Below are 18,240 nucleotides of genomic sequence, written 5' to 3'. Positions count from 1 at the left end.
GCAAAAGCAGGTAAGAGGTCGTTATTATGATGTAAGAGATGCTTCCGTTCGTTCTGATTTGATAAAGAGTTTGAGTTTGACAGGAGGTTTATGGTATATAAAATAAAGTTGTTATGAGAAAATTAATTTATGTGGTATCGATAATATTTCTATTCGGGAATTTTTCATGTGGGAAGGTTTTAACACGAGAAGTGACGATTTATAATGACATAGATACAACGATTTTATTTAGTTGTATTGGAGATGTTACTCATATATATGATAATTCTCCTAATCCGAGTCGTTGTTTTACATCCCAAATGCATAAGATAGAACCAAGTGGGACTACTCTATGTACAGTGGAATTAGATTTTTATACCGAAGATATATATGTATATATATATAAAGATTTATCAGGAAAAGATTATGATTTAAATATGGTAAAAGATTGTGAGGAAATAAGTATAAAATATGTTAATAGTATGAATTATACGTTGCAAGATCTTGAAAATATGAAATATACAATTGTTCTGGATAGTCTTACGTTAGGTTTGAAGTCTCCGGAATGATTCAAAGTAAATATTGAGCAAGGTCGTAACACGTTTCACAGCTTTTTATCCTTTCCTAAGAGCAGCATTTGGTATTTAATTTCCCTTTTGAGAGGAGACACAGAGATGTTTGAGGTATGAGTAACGGGTGCTATTCGGAAATTCCGATATGAATACCGGACTAAGAACAATCCGGTATTCATATCGAATAGTAACACGCTATGGAGTCATATCTATAATATATAAAGCTCTTGGAGCAAACTCCATTCGAGGGGAGCATATAAAAGGTTCTCCGCTGATTATATCTATACCTCCCTCACCCGGTTTCAGTATCTCTTTATAGCGACTCATATCGATGCTTTTTGCAGTATCGTTACCGTTCATAATAACGATGATGCGTTTATCTTTAAATTTTCTTTGGTAGAGGTAAATGCCGTTTGTCGGCATGAAATGTGTCATATTGCCTTTACTGATCACTTCATTACCTTTGCGCCATTTCAAGATTTTTTGAATGAAATCGAAAGCTTCATTTTGTAAGGGAGTCCGGTCGGCAGCGATAAAATCATTCACTTTGTCTCCCGGAAAGCCACCCGGAAAGTCGAGCCGTACCAGTCCGTCGCTTTCCTTTTTGTTTCCGTGCATCAGTATTTCCGTTCCATAATAAATTTGCGGGATGCCCCGTGTCGTCAGTAAAAATGCAATGGCTTGTTTGAAGAAACCCAGATTATCGGGCTCTTCCGATAAAAATCGGTCGGTGTCATGATTATCGAGGAATGTAAGTACAGCCATAGGATCGCTATACATAAAATCCAGAGCAAGACGGTCGTATATTTTGTTCAATCCGGTCCAACTGTCGGTTTGGGACATAAAAGCCTCCCGTACGATTCCCTGAAGCGGGAAGTCCATAACCGTTTTCAGATGCGAATTTCGGGTTTTGTCCAATATGCTGTTTTCCTGCCAGTAAGCCGATCCCGCTTCTGTATTGTACCAGCATTCTCCTACGATGTTGAAGTCGGGATATTCGTTCTGAATCTCTTTGCACCACTCCGCCATCGAATCGAAAAATACATACGGATGAGTATCCATTCTTATGCCGTCGATACCGGAGTATTCGATCCACCAGATGCTGTTTTGCGTAAGGTATTTCATCAAGTGCGGATTATGTTGGTTCAGGTCGGGCATCGACTCCACAAACCATCCCATATCCATAATATTTTTATCGTAAGTTGAAACGTAAGGATCGAAATGAGGCGTCAACCGATAAGAAGTCTGTACATATCCGTCCGGAAAGTTGAACCAATCTTTCGAAGGGCGGTCGAGAAACCATATATGTTCACTCCCGCAGTGGTTGAAGATCATGTCCATTACCACTTTCATATTTCGTTCGTGACATTTTTCAATCAGCCCTTTGTAATATTCATTCGTCCCGAAGCGCGGATCTACTTTGTAGTAATCCGTCGTAGCGTATCCGTGATAAGATCCTCCCGGCATGTCGTTCTCCAGTACCGGATTCAGCCAGATAGCTGTCACTCCCAGATTTTGTATATAATCCAGATGTTGTTCTATGCCTTGCAGATCGCCTCCATGACGGGCATTGGGATCATTACGATTTACAGGAGCAGGAAACCGCATGGACGGTATTACATTTGTTTTCGGGTCTCCATCGGCAAATCGGTCGGGCATGATCAAATACAGTACGTCCGATGCATCGAATCCCGTATAGTCCCGGTCGGGTCCGTTCCGTTGTAGTAATTCGAAAGTGCGGGATGTGTGTTCTTTTCCCTGATCGAATCGGATGGTCATCTTACCCGGTTTTGCATTATCCGATATATTCAGATATAAAAATAGGTAATTGGGACTGTCGAGGCGTACGGTTTTTTCTAAGGTGACACCCGGATATTTGAGAGATGCTTTCGCGTCACCGATTTTATCGCCGTATACCATGATTTGCAATTCTTTGTTTTTCATACCGCACCACCAGAAAGCCGGATCTATACGTTTAATATTGATTGCAGCCTGCAACCCGGCTATGCAGAAAAAGAATAAACAAAAGGAAATTAATTTTCTCATATCGTAATTTTAATCAGTGTTTTTATTCTTTAGGTAACCAGATTGGACGTGCTTCCGGAGTTTTATTTATGTCTCCGATGCGTCTTAATCGAATGAAATCGATCAATGCGCTGTTTATCTCTCCGTTCATGTTTTCATCTTGTGGAGAGATAAACCGAATCGAAATTTTATTCCCGCCTCGATTCAGGTTAACGATTACCGGGTTAGAATATCCCCAGTTCGCCCATTCGTTTTCTCCCCGTTGAGGCATTACCAATGCTCCTTTAAATTGTCCGTTTGCAAAAAGCGAGCGTATTGCACATTTGTTTTGTGTGTTGATAGGTCCGTTTCCATTTGCGTATCGTACGTCTATTGCATATTGCCCCGGAATGTTTATCGGAATCATTAAATCTATTTTTCGATTTTTCGTCTTGCTGATTTCGATGAATCCCTTACCCGAATATTCTGATCCTTTTATTGGTGATTTGGGAATTACCGACTCTGCTTCTATCCGTATTTCGCTGTGTGGAGGTAACCACGTAAAAGGTTTGCCGGTAAAACCTGCAACTCCGCTCCGGTTTACCGGGACGGCAGCGACCCGGGTGAAACGATCCAACACCGGAAGACCGTAATAACGCTGCATGATAATGCGCTCGCCTTTACCGTTAAGATAAACGATATATCGGTTGTCGGGGCTATAGTTTAATATTTCGAGGGTATTGTTGTCTTTTTGATAACCCAGTCGACTGGTTTCGGGCATGTCGGTTATAGGACGCACCGTGATGCTGTCCCGTGTCCGGAAATCCGTTTCCAACTCTATTTTGATCGTGTGCATTCCTGTCAGTGTTGCAGGGAAAAAAGCCTCTGCCTGTTCCTCATTGTCGATCGTAAATTTTTTTATGCGGTTTCCCGTACCCGAAAGGTCTATTTGAAGCACGGCTTTCCGGTAGTTGAAGTTCGATATCCTTTTATTGCCTGCAATACTTTGGGGAACAAAAGGAGTAAAACGTATTCCGTCCGTCTCGAATTTCATTCCGTAAAACAGTCGGTATATCATGGCGATATTACCTGACAGACTCCATAACATTTTATCCGAATTTACTGCCGTACCGCTGTAATCACCTGTCGATGCGACGAATAATTCTTTATTCGTGGTAAATAAAGCTGCTGCACGATATAATGCGCCCAAACCTCGAGTTACCGAAGCTTCGTTTTCTGCTTTAGCTGAAGCCAGATTCCAAAACGCTTGTACGAACGGCCACACGGCATTATTATGATACGGCTTTATTTCGCCTATTTGTGGGTAAATGCTCGTTGCACCGTATTCAGCGACCGGTATGCGGGCTATCATGCGGCGTGCCTGTTCGTTGGAGGCTATATCGAACAAAATACTTAGCGATTCGCCGAGATTATCGATGCCCGGTGACAATATGGGATAGATACCTCCGTATAAATATTGTCCGTAATATTCTTTCGTCTCTATCCATAAATGACGGTTTATCGCTGTTTTCAGAGAATCGGCCTGCTGTTGGAATATTGACGCATCTTTCCCCAATTCGGCGGCCATTTCAGCCAAAATGCCGTATGTTCGACAATGTACGGCATTTGTTCCCAGACAAAGCGACTGATAAATATCTGCCGGCTGCATCCAACGAGGATAAGATTGTTCTCTCCAATCGAGATAACTTTGCTCTCCCCTGAATAATCCCGTCGTAGGGTCTTTTAATGTAAATTGATCATCTTGAGCCGAGTTGCGGATTACTTCAAAAGCATATTGCAGCCACTCTTTATCTCCGGTGTATTTATAAAGTTCCCATGCCGCTACGCTCCAGATCATCCGGTCGCTCGATACAGGCCATGCTCCCCCTGTTCCCGTATCTTGAATGATCCGATTATTGTTGACTTTTGCGACAAGACTTTTTTGCGCAGCATCCGGATAAATATAGGCGAGTGCCAGATAAATGGAGTAACTGATGTCGCGAGTCCACACTCCATCCCATGCTGCACCGGCACGGAGAGTTCCGTCCGGACGAATATTGTCTAATAGTTCATTCAAAGACATGCGGTATAAGGCATCTATCAGGAGTTGCTGTGAACCATATTGAGGAAATGCGTCGATGTCGGCAGATAAGCTCCATACAGAATAGTTTTCTTTGCGTGGTTCTTTGGTGTTCATCGTAAGAGAAATCTCATATATACCGTTTTTGTCCGGATCAGAAAGTTCCGTGCCCTCCCGACTATACAGGTTTTCAAAGTCCCATGTCATCGGTTCGCTGCCACCGGCGATATATACTCCTTTGAAATCGGATTCCGAAATGATGTCTCCTGTCGGAGTTTTGTAAAATCCTTGTTTTTTAAAAGCTTCGAACATGGGAGACATATCGACTTTGACTGTCCATACCGTACGATGAGGCAACGGAATAGACTCGGCATTCGTATCGATGGCCGTGTATCTTTCGCCGAACAGAATTACCGGAGAAACACATGTATCGTTCTGGGGTTTTAAAGTGATGATATGTTCTTCACCTGCCGGGAGTTCGTTATCACGGCTATTGATACTGAATTTGAAATGTATGGTAGGAGAGTAACCTTTGTCCGCAGGGCTTTCATAATCAGATCGTATTTCGTCTTTTGAAATGGCAACTGCTCTGAATTTACCTTGTTCTACCCGGTTGTCATATACCGTGTAAGTATTTCCTTTGTATATCACGGTGTTTTCCTTTTGAGTGCATGCTGTCGTAAGAAAGACTCCTGAAATTAGAATCGCAGAAAATATTTTCATGACTTTTACTGTTTATCGTTGCCTAAGAGCCGGTTTAAATTTCCCGATAGAGATTCAATTAGAGCATTCTTTCTATTTTCTTTCGGTCTGTTCGCGGTTATTCTTATAAAAACAAAAAGCGATCACAAAACCGATCCGATCAAAATTTAAACAAGCTTTTAATTAAACAAACTGTTCCGGTGAATAGTTGAATGTTATTCGTTAATTTTCTTACCGGTACGGGAAAAGTCGATTGTCGAAAGAATAGGTGGTGTATGTTATGAGGTTTGTGGATCACATCGGATAAGTGGGTTGGAACGATACAGGAGGTCTCCGGATTACGATCCGATTAAGGACTGTCGTTTTTTTGATCGGGTTATTCGGTTACTTCTATTGCTTCTGTGAATTTCAACAGAGACGTAGCGTCCGGGTCGTGAAATGAGAGTTGATTGAATAGTTTGTGTGTTTTTAGTATTTCTATGGTAGCATTGGCAGTAATTAAGTGAAAAAAAGCATGACATTTGTTTGTTCGATTCGGTTATGCTTGGCTCGGTTCGATTTATGGTTTTATACCTTTTTTAATTGGTGGGATATCCTGTAATTCTCGGTAGAACGGATATCTTATCGTTTATCGGGACGGATAATATTGGGAATATGGCAGGAATTTGATACTTTTGTTTCATTGTTAAACGAAATACTATGTCCGATCATATTGTATTATTGATTACGCCGCCTTTTACGCAGTTAAATACACCTTATCCGGCAACCGCTTGTTTGAAAGGGTATCTTAATACATTAGGAATAAAGTCCGATCAGATGGATCTTGGTTTGGAAGTAATCTTGCGGATTTTTTCAAAAGAAGGGCTTCGTCGGATGTTTCGTGAGGCAGAATTATATTATTCATCGCATATTACTCCGGAATTTCGTAGAACATTTGTCCTCCGGGAAGAATATGTTCTGACAGTAGATAGGGCAATAGCTTATTTGCAAGGAAGAGAGCAAACTTTGGCTCATACGATTTGCGAAAGATCTTTTCTCCCCGCAGGTAATCGAAAACCTGAGGAAGAAGATATGGAGTGGGCATTCGGTACGATGGGATTACAAGATAAGGCCAGGCATCTTGTAACGCTTTATCTCGAGGATATTGCCGACTTTATCACGGGAGTTATCGATCCTCATTTCGGTTTTAGCCGTTATGCCGAGAGACTGGGCCGTTCGGCTTCATCTTTTGACGAGTTGTATAAGGAATTGCATAAATCCCTTACTTATATAGATCGGTTGATGTTTTCTGTTTTGCGGGAAAAAATAGAAAGTTGCAATCCGGATTGGGTGATGCTGTCCGTTCCTTTTCCGGGAAATCTGTACAGTGCATTACGTTGCGGTAAATTTATAAAAGATAATTATCCTGATATTCGGGTGGAGATGGGTGGAGGATTTGCCTCTACCGAATTACGGCAATTGTCCGATGTTCGGGTATTTGAATATGTCGATTTTATTACGTTGGATGACGGTGAAACGCCTTTACGTCAGCTATTGGTCGGGAATGAAGCGAATTATGTCCGCACTTATTTATGTCGGGACGGAGAAGTTCGTTATTTGAACAATCCTGAAATTCCGGATGTTCCGATGCGGGAAAGGGGTGTTCCCGATTATGCAGGACTGCCGTTGGATAAATATCTTTCGGTTATCGAGGTCACTAATCCGATGCATGCCCTGTGGAGTAACGGACGATGGAACAAATTGATTCTGGCGCATGGCTGTTACTGGGGGAAATGTGCTTTTTGCGATGGGTCTCTTGATTATATAGGTCGATATGAGCCTTTGACGGCAGTCGAAATTGCCGATCGAATGGAGGAGATGATACGTCTTACAGGAGAAAGAGGCTTTCATTTTGTAGATGAGGCAGCGCCTCCTATGCTGTTGAAAGAGTTGGCGTTGGAAATATTGAAACGTCGTATGTCTGTTGTGTGGTGGACGAACGTACGGTTTGAAAAGAGTTATACACGAGATCTCTGCCGTTTGTTGAAGCAGTCCGGGTGCATAGCCGTCTCAGGAGGTTTGGAGGTTGCCTCTGACCGTTTGTTGAAATTGATCAATAAAGGTGTCTCTTTGGAGCAGGTTTCTCGAGTGACCGATCATTTTACTGCTGCCGGAATTATGGTGCATGCTTATTTGATGTATGGGTTTCCTTCTGAAACAGCTCAGGAAACGATCGATTCGTTAGAAGTCGTACGGCAACTTTTTTTGAACGGACTGGTGCAATCTGCTTTTTGGCATCGGTTTGCCTTGACAGCTCATAGTCCGGTAGGATGCCATCCCGAGAAATATACGGTGCGAATTACCGAAAAACCGTTCGGAGGGTTTGCACGAAATGATGTTGATTTTGAAGATACTGCCGGAGCTGATCATGATATTTTCGGAGAGGGATTGCGGAAATCTCTATATAATTATATGCGTGGAGCTGGTTTTGAGCTGCCTTTGCATAAATGGTTTGATGATCCGGTTCCCAAGACACAAATTCCGCCAACTTATGTCGCTCGTTTTCTTGTTGATGAACAAGATTGTGTGCAGCGTGATGGGCATAAGAAAGTATATTGTTTGTTAGCGCTACTACCGGAAGTGCGTTATTATGACCGGAATAAGAAAGGAAAAAATGTCCGTACTGCCGAGTTCTTGTTCCGTTTTCGTGATGGAGATGCCCGTTTTCAGTTAAAAGCCGATTGGGGAAAGTGGCTGGAAAATTTGTTAATCCGGTTATCGGATAAAAATGAGAAAACGGTAACTTTGAAAGATTTGGAGATTGAATTCAAAGCCTGTCATTTCGGAAGTTTTGATCAGTTTATCACTACTCCGCTTTGGCAGTCGTTAAGGGAACATGGTTTGTATCTGTTATAATAAATGAAGTATAAGGTTTTCATATCGCTATTATTGTCGCTTTTGTTGTTTTCTTGTGACAAAGAGGAGGAGATTTATACTCCTGTGTATCCCCAGAAAATATATGCAGTTTATCATGAGGGCGAAGAACCTTATCCCGATCTGCCCGTACTGTATCTCGATCACATGTTTTACCTGAAGAAACGAGCTCCGCTTTTTTTTCAGGCTACCGGTAACGATCAGTTGCCGTTCGGGAGCGATCAATCTGTTCAAAATTCGGATGTCCAGGAGACTGATATTTCGGTTGGGATAAATAAATGCGATGTTCCGGTTATGATTACTCGGGTTTCGACAAAATCAACGGTAGGTAAAGGTCGGCAGATACGCTTGCTTCCGATAGGAGATAGTGTGGGTGCCGGATATGGAGGACAGTGGAATTGCCCCGAAGGAAGAGCGTCGGTTTCTTGGTCGATTGCCCGGCAGTTTTTTATGCAGGATAGATATTCTGATGGTACAATGCCGACAGTGTCGGATTTTATAACCATCGGTACGACAAATAAAAATACCTTTAGTGTCCTTACGGACGAGGGAATTGTGACTTGTACCGGATATGGCGAATGCCGGGGCGGTTGGAGGCTTTCGGATTATCTCTATTCTCGTGTTGTAGAAAAAGCCGAAAATCCTTTTTATGATGAAAATCGGCCGGGGGAGAATAAATTCTCATTAGCAGCCTATTTGAAACGTTTTAGAACGCATACCGATAACGGAAAACCTTTGTCGGCAGAAACTGTAACCGATGCGTATGTGTGTACTCCCACACATGTTATTATTCAGTTAGGATTAAATGACCTTTATAATCAGGAATATAAAGACCAGATCGCTTCTTTGGTTTCCCGTATTAAAGAAGAGTTTCCCGATATGATTGTCGGATTGTCACTGACCGATGCGTTCGGTACGGCTTTTTCGAAATATTATCCGGATTATGATTTTTCTTCCAATGCCATGACTTTACTTAAAAATAATCTGCATTATAAATGCTGGTCTTGGAATCCTGTTTTGCAACAGTTGGAAAATCCTGCCGAAAAGATTTTTTATATTCCTAATTATTATGTTCAGCCGTCGGCAGAGTCAGTACCTTATGAAATCTCGAGCTCCGGATTAAGGACACCGGCTTATGATACCTCCCATTATCACCCGAATAGCAATGCCCATTATGCTTGGGGATATCAAATTTATGCGTGGTTGAAATATACATTGACATTAATTTAGGAACTTGGATATCGATGTCTTTTAGTCCGATATCGGCTACGTATAAAAGACATTCTCGAAAGAAACCTTCCAATCTGACCCGTACAAAATTTAGAAAGGCTATAAAACTGAAAAGAGAGTGTGCATAAAATGAAGTGCCCTTTGAATGTTTAGCTTGGAGTCTATTTAATTGAAAATTATGTATAAGTTATTGTACCGTGGAAAATTTATCCTATATATATTTAACTAAAAAAGACTATTTCAAAGAATGTCTGAAATAGTCTTATACATCACCTTTTAAGTCCCCTATTCCCTTTTTTATAAAGTAACATAACAACACTTATTTACTATATGGTTTTGTCTAATTAAATGTTCGTTTGATTGGACAAAAGTAATGCTTTTTTCTCATACTTTATAATAAATATAGAACAATTTGTCTTTCAAACGTTTATAAGATTATATATATAAACATATTTTTCGATTTAAGCTAAAACCCTTTTGTATAATAAAACGAACATTTTTTTGTTCTGTTTTTTTATGATTATTATATTAAGTTGTTGTTTTACAATTTAATATATGAGTGGTTTTTAGTTGACGAAATAGTATTGAAAGTTTTTAGATATATTCAACATACTAAAAATGCGTATAAAAAATATAGTTTATATATTAATTTTGTTATTTATTCCTGTACAGATAAGCCAGGGGCAGGATTGGGAGAAAGGAAAAAATGTCCCTTTTTGTTCGGATACGGCTATTCTATTTCGCTTTGTGCCTAAGCAACTGATGTTTTATTCTCCTTATAATGGTAATGAAAAAGCAATTTCTCAAGCTATGAAATTGCTCAGGATGCATCGTAAAGCGATTGTTAGCGGTGATGCGGTTATTCGCATTCAGGGTTTTTGCCAGTCTTATCCTACAGAAAAGGAAAATATGGCGGCAGCTAAAAATCGCAGTAATCAGGTAAAATCTTATTTTATTACCCATTTGGGAATGAAAGAGGCTTATTATCGTACATCTAATAAAGCCGTACCCTATAAAGGAATGAGGGATATTGTGGCATTAGTGGATGTTGAGTATTTGAATGTCCCTTCCGTAGCACAGAATTCTATTCCGGAAGTAGAAGAAAAATCTGATACGGTATATTCAAGGAAAATATCGACACAATTAGATACGATCCCTTTTGAAGCGGTTATAGAGTTCGACACGATTTTCAAAAAAGAACTTGAAGGAATACCGGAAGTAGAGTCGGTTTCTATAATGAACCGTGAGTCGAAATATTCTCATCGTAACATTCCTTTGTCTATCAAAACCAATCTCCTTTATGATGTATTGCTTATGCCTTCGTTAGAATTGGAATACCGTTTCAACAAACATTGGTCGGTCAATTTAGAAGGTACTATGGCGTGGTGGCATAAAGATACGAAGCATAAATATTACCAGTTGGCACAGATTAGTCCCGAAGTGCGGTATTGGTTCAAATCCGAAGGAACTCGTAAAGGACATTATTTCGGACTGTTCATCGGTGGAGGCTGGTATGATCTGGAGAACGGAAATCGAGGTTATAAAGGTGAAGGCGAGTATGCCGGTATCAGTTACGGATATATGTTTCCTATCGGAAAATATTTTGCTTTAGAAGCCGGTATCGGTGCGGGTTTTCTGCATGCAAATTCTGAAGATTATTTACCTATTGACGAACATTATGTGTATCAACAGTCGATACGTACCAATTATTTCGGTCCATTAAAACTGAAGTTGGCTTTTGTCTGGAATATCGGTTGTTGGATGGAAAGGAAAGGAGGTAGAAGATGAAACACTGTCTCTCTGCGATGATAAGGTACGGAGTGTTTCTGATACTGCTTCTATTGACTTTCGGATGCCGGAAAGATTTATGTTATGACCATGAGCTACATAGTGCTTCGGTAAAAACGATGGTGGCCGCCGATTGGGAACAGGAGTGGGAACGTACTTATGATTTTGATTGGGAACAAAATTGGAACGTTTTGTGGGGACGTGAATATGATGAATTGCGTCCGGATATTGCTGAGGGCATCCGGGCTCTTGTCTATTCTGCCGGTGGCGGTTTCTCCGAAAATAATTTGTCGGCAGAGGGTGGCCGTTTGCCCATGAAAGAGGGTGTCCATTCATTGCTGTTTTATAATAATGATACCGAATACATTCTTTTTAATGATCTTACCACTTCGGCATCTGCTTCGGCTACGACCCGTACTCGTACGCGCAGTAGTTTTAAAGAGTTGCATGCCGGAGAACGCACGGTAAGTCCGCCGGATATGCTTTATGGTGCTTATGTGAAAGAGCATTTTGCAGAACGTACGTTAGAGTCGATAGAGTTACCTGTTATTATGCGTCCGTTGACTTATACCTATCTGATACGTTACGAATTTAAAAAGGGTGCGCAATATGTGGCATTGGCACGAGGTGCATTGGCGGGTATGGCAGAAAGCGTTTACCTCGAAGACGGACATACGGGTGCGGATGCCGTAACGGTGATGTTCGATTGCACGGTAGAAGATTTCGGTGCAGAAGCTCTTGTTTATTCGTTCGGAGTGCCGGATTATCCGGGAGATCATTATGTTACGGGTAGACAGGGAAAGCACTATGCCTTGAACTTGGAGGTACGAATGTTGAACGGAAAATTCAAGACTTTTGAGTTTGATGTGACAGATCAGGTTACAGGGCAGCCTCGCGGTGGCGTTATTGTCGTGAAAGATATTGAAATATCGGATGAAGAAGGAACAGAAGGAAGCGGCAGTTTTGACGTGACAGTGGATGGTTGGGGAGAATATATCGATGTAGAACTTCCGTTAAACTAAAAGATATAAAAAACAATAAGTAATTTATTTAATTTTTAATTGTAGAAGTTATGAAAAAAAGTTTATGGATTCTTGGAGCGGCTGTTATAGCCTTAACCGGTTGTACGAACAATGAAGTGGTAGATATACCTCAGTCTCGTGCAATCAATTTTTCGAATGCTTTTGTAAACAATACCACAAGAGCAGATGTGACGAATGCCGATTTCAAGCAGTTTTGGGTGTATGGTGATTATCAAAATGAATCGTCATGGGTTGATGTGTTCAACAATGTAAAGGTTTCGGGTGCTTCTGTGGGTAGCGGTGCTGTTTGGACTCCTGATGAGACCGCTTATTGGCAAGTAGATAAAACTTATAATTTCGGTGCTTATGCCGACGGAACATCTCAGTTGACTACAGGTATATCATATAATCCTACATCTAAGACTTTGACGTTTTCAGATTATTCCGCTGGAGCAAATGACTTGATTGCTGCTACTTCAGACGATGCATCATGGAATGGTTCTGGAGATCCTTCAAAGGTGCAACTTTCTTTTAAGCACATGCTTTCTAAAGTTAAATTTACGTTCAAAACCGATGCTGCCGAAACCTATACGATGAAAGTTTCAGAATTGAAGATTTCTCAAGCTATTCAGACAGCAACCGGTACAATGGTAGATAAAGTTGTCGGTACGTGGTTAGGAGAAAGTACAGGAGAATATTCTTTTGCCGATATCGACGATTACGCGACAGCTGAAGGTCAGGCAGAGTCAGAAGTAAAATATGTGATTCCTCAAGAAAACACGAATTCTATTGCGGTTTCTTTCAGAGTAACAGTAACTGATGGCGGTGGTTATAGTAAGGAAGGAACTTTTACGGGAACTATGGCTATTGCTGAATCAAATAAGTGGGATGCCGGGTTAGCATATAATTATACGGTTACGATCAATCCAGATAAAGTGGATGATACATTGAAACCTATATTGTTTGATGTAACGACAGTAGAAGAGTGGGACGAATTTACCAATCCTGATCTTGACCTCAATTAAAATATACTTTTAGTTATATATAGGCTATAAGGGGTTGAATGTCCCCTTGTAGTCACTCAAAACAACACTTCAGAGATGTTTTTATCTAAGAAATAAGCTGGTATATATGGGGAGAATCGAAAGAATGGTGAAAAAGTTTTTTTATTTCCCGATGATAACGGTTACGTTACTGTTAACATCATGTACAAACGTTCTCGTACATGATATGGAGAAAGGCGGAGTCGATGGCATGGCGATTGATTTCCGTACTCCGGCATTAACTCGGGTTGCAGTAGAGAGTTTTACTGCGGGTAGTTCTTTTTCTGTTTGGGGATGGTATCTGCCGAAAGATGCTGCCAGTGAGGTTTTTAATGCTACTACGGTATCGACACCGAACGGTTCTGTTTGGACCTATGAGGGATTACGCTATTGGAAAGCGGACAAAACATATTCATTTTACGCTTTATATCCGTCGGTAACCGATCTAATGGCAAATGCAGCGACTGCTGCCCATTATGATGAAGACGGAGATATTTCTGTTACGGCTTTCGACGCTTCTAAAGGATATGATCTCATGGCAGCTTCTGCCTTGAATATTTCCGGCAGTAATACCGGTAAAGTGGCTTTCACGTTCGGTCATTTATTAGCACGTGTGGAGTTTGTGGTAAAACGTAATGCGGCCGCAGACGGTATCGAAGGTTTTAATCCGGTTATCCATTCCGCTAAGCTTTACGGTATGCATAAGACGGCTGATTTTTTAGCCTCGGCAGCCGATTTAACCGATAAAGAAGCTATATCTGCCGGATGGGCTATTTCTACCGATGAGAGCGACCGTACTACAAAGAACGAACCCTTTGCTGTGTTAAGCGAGGAGATTTCGGTAAATGCAGATGGAACGACCTTGATAGACGCTTTACTGTTTCCGCAAGATCTTACTATCGAATATTATTTTGAAGTGACTTATTCTTCGGCGTCGGATAGAGAACCCTGCACATCTACGGTTCCGTTGGTTTCTCTGCCGTTGACGACATGGGAAGCGGGTAAGCATTATCGTTACACGTTTACTGTTTCGGATGAAGACCGGATATTGTTCGATACGCCTACTGTAAATGCGTGGGGTGAAGCTACGGGTGGAATTATTATTGTCGAGTGATAAAATAAAAGGATAGTCTGATATGATAAGCTTGAGACATCTGTTATATGGAGGTGCGTTTTTGGTTGCTTGTGTTGCTTGCAGGGAGGAAAATCTTGTCGGTTCCGTTCCGAAAATGTCCGATCTTATTTTGTTCGATACACCCTCTTTATCGGTAGAAACAGTTTCCCGCAGTACATTGATAAATGCTCTTGTCCCGGGTGATGCGTTCGGTGTACTGGGGTATTGTGTCCCATATACCGTAGGAACTTCTGATCCGAATTATCTTTCCGCTTCCAGTGTTTGGTCATTAAAACGAAACCAATGTCCACCGGATGTATTCTTTAAACAAAAAGTAGTCGTGGGAGTTAACGGATGCACTTATGATAGAGATGGCGGTATGGATAATAATCCGAAATTTTGGTATCGCGACGGTTATGATACGAATAATAATCCGGTTGGAGCTATTACGGGAGCAGATCAATACCGTTATTCATTTATAGCTTATTATCCTTATGAGGGAGCATTTACGATCGATCAGCCTTTAACTGAGACTACGGCAGGAGCTCCTAAATTGACATTTACTATGCCGCAAAGCGGTTCTGCTCTGACTCATCCGCTTTCTCTTTCTGCGACTCCTGATGCAATGCTTGCCGTCTTATATAATAGTAGAAAATCTGATGGTAATTTACATTTCAATTTTAATCACATACTGACAGGTCTTGGTTTCGAGGTGAATAATTTCAGTGAATTCGATTTGACCGTGCATTCCGTTACTTTGAGCGGATCATTCTATAAAACGGTAAAGATAGACTTGACAAAAGATGTGGTGTCTTATACATTTCCGGAAAACGATCGTTATGTAGGAACTTATACGATATTTGACGAAGACTTGCCGTTGCCGCCTCCCGATGTGGAGAAGAATGAAACCGTGACCTCTTCCGGTTTATTGGGAGGAGAGCATTTGTTGTTGATATCGGGGACGGGAACGAGTTTCGGAGAAGATGTAAAAGTCCGGATCGATTATACTTTCAACGGGAGAACGACTTTTTACGAGACACAGCGTCCCGGCACATTTACTCCTCGTCCCGGTATTAAATATACGGCTCAGCTCAATTTTGTAGGAGATGCTTTCATATTGGAGTTTGTCGTCGACAATCAAGGACAGTGGGAAGATGGAGAAGCTGATGATGGTGATGAAACGAATGATGATGTAGTATTCGAGTAACAATTCGTAAAGACGAGGAAAAGATGATAAAGGTAAAGATCAATAAAATTTTAAGTATAGCTTTTCTGTTCCTTATAATAGTTTTTTCAGCTTGTAGGGAAGAAGAATTATTCGATCAGTCCACTGTTTCGACGGGAAATATAACTACTCTTAGTTTCTCCGGTAATCCGATGGATTTGCTGAAGGTGACGACTCGTGCAAGCGATATAAAGGATGAGAACGAGAAAAAAATAAATCAGCTTTATATATTCTTTTTCGGCTCTGATGGTGAATATCTGAAGGGCGGTTATCTTACCGGATATCGGGATGCACCCGATGATGGAGGATATTATGCACCCGGGCAAGGAGTGAGCCTTCTTAAGATAGATAATCAGGCATTTGCGAATAAGGACCTTGCCAGTAAAGCCACTGTGTATGCCATTGCGAACGTAGATCCTGTTATTTTCGGAAGAGACAGGAATGGAGACGGACGGCCTGATGGCATTACGAATCTGTCGGATTTGAAAAATCTTGTTTATGCTCCGGAAAATGTTTCGCTCGGTTTACCTTCCGGAGGAATGCCGATGGTAGGATATAAAGTGATCGATCTTACCAAAACGGAGACTTCGACGGATGATGAGCGACGTATCGATCTGACAGCTTTGATGGTACGTATAGATGTCAATATCCAGCTCGATAGTGAGGTAGAAGAGAATAATTTACCTGCTCTTACTCTTGTAGAATGGACGGCAAAAAATCTTTCTACGAAAGTACCTTTTTCTACTCTCGCAGTAAATACCGAAACAGGAGTCGATTGGGAAGATAGTTGGACAAAGAGCATAACGACATCGATGCAACGTACGATTTTTAATAAGAACGGACAAATTGCTTTTACTTTCTATATGTATGAGAATATGCAGAATGCAGAATGGAAAGTAGATGAGGGAGAGAAATGGGCAGATCCTTCTTTGGCAGGAGAAAAAGGGCTTTATCCCGATAGTATTAAGGATTATCAGAAACAACGTTATAAGCCTTATCTCGCTAATAAAAATGCTGCGGCAGTAGAATTGCATGGTTTTTATACTACCTATAACGGAGCAACTTATGAGGTACGCTATACGCTTTATTTGGGAGCGAATCATACCGATAATTTTCAGGTAAAACGTAATCATCAATATAAAAATAATATTACGATTAAAGGTTTGACTTCTCAAAATATAGAGACAGGAGAGTATACTCTTGATGCCCGGGTGAATATTGAGGAGGATGACAATGAATTTTATATTGCCATGTTGCGTGAACGTAACCATGACGCTCATTTTTGTGTAACGCCGATGGATGTCTATATGTTTGCCGATAAATCGACAAAAAATCCGACTATGGAAGTGATTTTGGGAGAAGTGCCGGATAATAGTGAGACTCCGGTAACTGTTCCCGACTGGATTCGGATGGAGAAAATCAAGGCTTCCGATATGGAGAAGGGGACTGTAACAGAATCGGGTTTTACTGCTTATGATGAGGGTTCTAATACAGGAACTCATTTGGCTACCGGAACGGCGTGGACAGCCGGTAATGGTAAGCGGGCATTCTTTACAAAAGGATTGGTTACAAGAACGTTGAGTGAGACGGGTAAGAGAGTTACGGTCGATAATTCTCGGGATAGGGTTTATTTCTATATTGATGAGAATCTGTCGACAACAGAAAATCGGCGAGTGACAGTTACTTTAATTTATAAGGAGAATAGAAAGGAAATAAAACGTCGTACGGTAGTGTTGGAACAGGTTCATTTATTGCCGGTAAATATGCGTGACGGCGGCACTTTATATATGGAGCAATATGAAGAATACTTGGATCATTATGACCCGTTGGATGAATATTTTACTGAACAAGTTTATACAGGATTGCCTTGGGCCGAACAGAATTCAGACCTTCATGACTTCACAATAGAGGAGTTGTATAGGTATAGTGTTTTAGGTATACCGGGAGGCCCGTATGATCCTCCGGGGCAAATTTTTAATGATGGACATCCTTATACAAGTTTTATCATTTTTAGGTCGGGACAAGTGCTTATGACCTTGAATGATAAGCCTCGGTCTGCTTTTGAATATTGTTATAACAGGAATAAGCGGAGTGATAACGGAACAATCGTGTCGTCATATATACCTCGTAGAACTGCTGGTTTAGTGGGCGATAGAGTTTATGAGGAGGAAAGTAATGAAAGCAAATGGTTCTTGCCCGGTATTCGTCAGATGGAAGATGCGTTAACACAGTATTATACTGTTTTTGGAGAGTTTCAGGACAATTATTATTGGAGTGCTTCAGCGGGGGAAAGAGAGAACGGTTCAAGTGGGCAAAGTAGTGTCCGTGCCCGGGCTACGAAAGTATTGCCAGATGGTAGTTATGCAAATAGTGGAGGCGGTGATGGAGAAGGAGCAGATCATTATGCTTATGAGTTAGGCAATGGTGGTTATGCTTTACGTACGACATCTTTACGTATTCGGGCTTTCCGGGTGGATACTGAGCCTATGGACGATTAACGGAAGTGAATTTTTAATGCATAAGATAAGGATACTACGTATTTATGCGGTATCCTTATTTTTTAATTCT

11 protein-coding genes are annotated in these 18,240 nt (G+C 41.1%); 9 read left to right on the top strand and 2 right to left on the bottom strand.

Annotation, left to right across the window (positions count from 1 at the left end; translation table 11 throughout):
- The first annotated feature begins 113 nt into the window (after window positions 1–113).
- The gene (locus tag QUE35_RS05995; protein ID WP_022601697.1) at window positions 114–548 is read left to right on the top strand and encodes a hypothetical protein; all 435 of its coding nucleotides are present in this window, start codon (window positions 114–116) and stop codon (window positions 546–548) included.
- Window positions 549–746: 198 nt separating this feature from the next.
- On the opposite strand, the gene QUE35_RS05990 is transcribed toward QUE35_RS05995, so the two are convergent.
- Window positions 747–2,597, bottom strand: coding sequence for a glycoside hydrolase family 13 protein (locus QUE35_RS05990; RefSeq protein WP_022390186.1), 1,851 nt, complete (start codon window positions 2,595–2,597; stop codon window positions 747–749).
- Window positions 2,598–2,619: 22 nt separating this feature from the next.
- Entirely contained in the window at window positions 2,620–5,358 is a 2,739-nt protein-coding gene (locus tag QUE35_RS05985) for an alpha-L-rhamnosidase-related protein (RefSeq protein ID WP_022601694.1), read from the bottom strand.
- Window positions 5,359–6,036: 678 nt separating this feature from the next.
- Between QUE35_RS05985 and QUE35_RS05980 the strand changes: the two genes are divergently transcribed.
- The 8 genes from QUE35_RS05980 to QUE35_RS05945 all read left to right on the top strand — a co-directional run bounded on the left by QUE35_RS05980 (window position 6,037) and on the right by QUE35_RS05945 (window position 18,170).
- Window positions 6,037–8,232, top strand: a complete 2,196-nt coding sequence (locus tag QUE35_RS05980) for a B12-binding domain-containing radical SAM protein (RefSeq protein ID WP_022601692.1) — start codon at window positions 6,037–6,039, stop codon at window positions 8,230–8,232.
- Window positions 8,233–8,235: 3 nt separating this feature from the next.
- Window positions 8,236–9,480 (top strand): SGNH/GDSL hydrolase family protein, encoded by a 1,245-nt coding sequence (locus QUE35_RS05975; RefSeq protein ID WP_022601690.1) that lies wholly within the window; start codon window positions 8,236–8,238, stop codon window positions 9,478–9,480.
- 618 nt (window positions 9,481–10,098) lie between these two features.
- Entirely contained in the window at window positions 10,099–11,268 is a 1,170-nt protein-coding gene (locus tag QUE35_RS05970; protein ID WP_286262919.1) for a DUF3575 domain-containing protein, read from the top strand.
- 17 nt (window positions 11,269–11,285) lie between these two features.
- On the top strand, window positions 11,286–12,290 hold the full coding sequence (locus QUE35_RS05965) for a DUF5119 domain-containing protein (RefSeq protein WP_022601686.1): 1,005 nt from the start codon (window positions 11,286–11,288) through the stop codon (window positions 12,288–12,290).
- Window positions 12,291–12,340: 50 nt separating this feature from the next.
- On the top strand, window positions 12,341–13,315 hold the full coding sequence (locus QUE35_RS05960; RefSeq protein WP_022601685.1) for a fimbrillin family protein: 975 nt from the start codon (window positions 12,341–12,343) through the stop codon (window positions 13,313–13,315).
- A gap of 106 nt (window positions 13,316–13,421) precedes the next feature.
- The gene (locus QUE35_RS05955) at window positions 13,422–14,447 is read left to right on the top strand and encodes a fimbrillin family protein (protein ID WP_022601683.1); all 1,026 of its coding nucleotides are present in this window, start codon (window positions 13,422–13,424) and stop codon (window positions 14,445–14,447) included.
- Window positions 14,448–14,469: 22 nt separating this feature from the next.
- Window positions 14,470–15,654 carry a fimbrillin family protein gene (locus QUE35_RS05950; RefSeq protein WP_022601682.1) on the top strand — a complete coding sequence of 395 codons (1,185 nt, stop codon included), beginning with the start codon at window positions 14,470–14,472 and terminating at the stop codon, window positions 15,652–15,654.
- A 23-nt stretch (window positions 15,655–15,677) separates the two neighbouring features.
- Window positions 15,678–18,170, top strand: coding sequence for a DUF4906 domain-containing protein (locus QUE35_RS05945; RefSeq protein WP_022601680.1), 2,493 nt, complete (start codon window positions 15,678–15,680; stop codon window positions 18,168–18,170).
- Window positions 18,171–18,240: the final 70 nt, after the last annotated feature.

The organism is Coprobacter fastidiosus, from assembly GCF_030296935.1.
In the GTDB taxonomy this organism is placed as follows: Bacteria; Bacteroidota; Bacteroidia; order Bacteroidales; family Coprobacteraceae; genus Coprobacter; species Coprobacter fastidiosus.
The sequence above is the reverse complement of the archived record's forward strand: the minus strand, read 5'-3'. Positions and strand labels throughout refer to the sequence as shown.

Excerpts from the sequence above, each read along its gene's own strand:
- QUE35_RS05995 (WP_022601697.1), top strand. The coding sequence starts at position 114 with ATGAGAAAATTAATTTATGTGGTATCGATAATATTTCTATTCGGGAAT.
- QUE35_RS05990 (WP_022390186.1), bottom strand. The coding sequence starts at position 2,597 with ATGAGAAAATTAATTTCCTTTTGTTTATTCTTTTTCTGCATAGCCGGG.
- QUE35_RS05985 (WP_022601694.1), bottom strand. The coding sequence starts at position 5,358 with ATGAAAATATTTTCTGCGATTCTAATTTCAGGAGTCTTTCTTACGACA.
- QUE35_RS05980 (WP_022601692.1), top strand. The coding sequence starts at position 6,037 with ATGTCCGATCATATTGTATTATTGATTACGCCGCCTTTTACGCAGTTA.
- QUE35_RS05975 (WP_022601690.1), top strand. The coding sequence starts at position 8,236 with ATGAAGTATAAGGTTTTCATATCGCTATTATTGTCGCTTTTGTTGTTT.
- QUE35_RS05970 (WP_286262919.1), top strand. The coding sequence starts at position 10,099 with ATGCGTATAAAAAATATAGTTTATATATTAATTTTGTTATTTATTCCT.
- QUE35_RS05965 (WP_022601686.1), top strand. The coding sequence starts at position 11,286 with ATGATAAGGTACGGAGTGTTTCTGATACTGCTTCTATTGACTTTCGGA.
- QUE35_RS05960 (WP_022601685.1), top strand. The coding sequence starts at position 12,341 with ATGAAAAAAAGTTTATGGATTCTTGGAGCGGCTGTTATAGCCTTAACC.
- QUE35_RS05955 (WP_022601683.1), top strand. The coding sequence starts at position 13,422 with ATGGGGAGAATCGAAAGAATGGTGAAAAAGTTTTTTTATTTCCCGATG.
- QUE35_RS05950 (WP_022601682.1), top strand. The coding sequence starts at position 14,470 with ATGATAAGCTTGAGACATCTGTTATATGGAGGTGCGTTTTTGGTTGCT.
- QUE35_RS05945 (WP_022601680.1), top strand. The coding sequence starts at position 15,678 with ATGATAAAGGTAAAGATCAATAAAATTTTAAGTATAGCTTTTCTGTTC.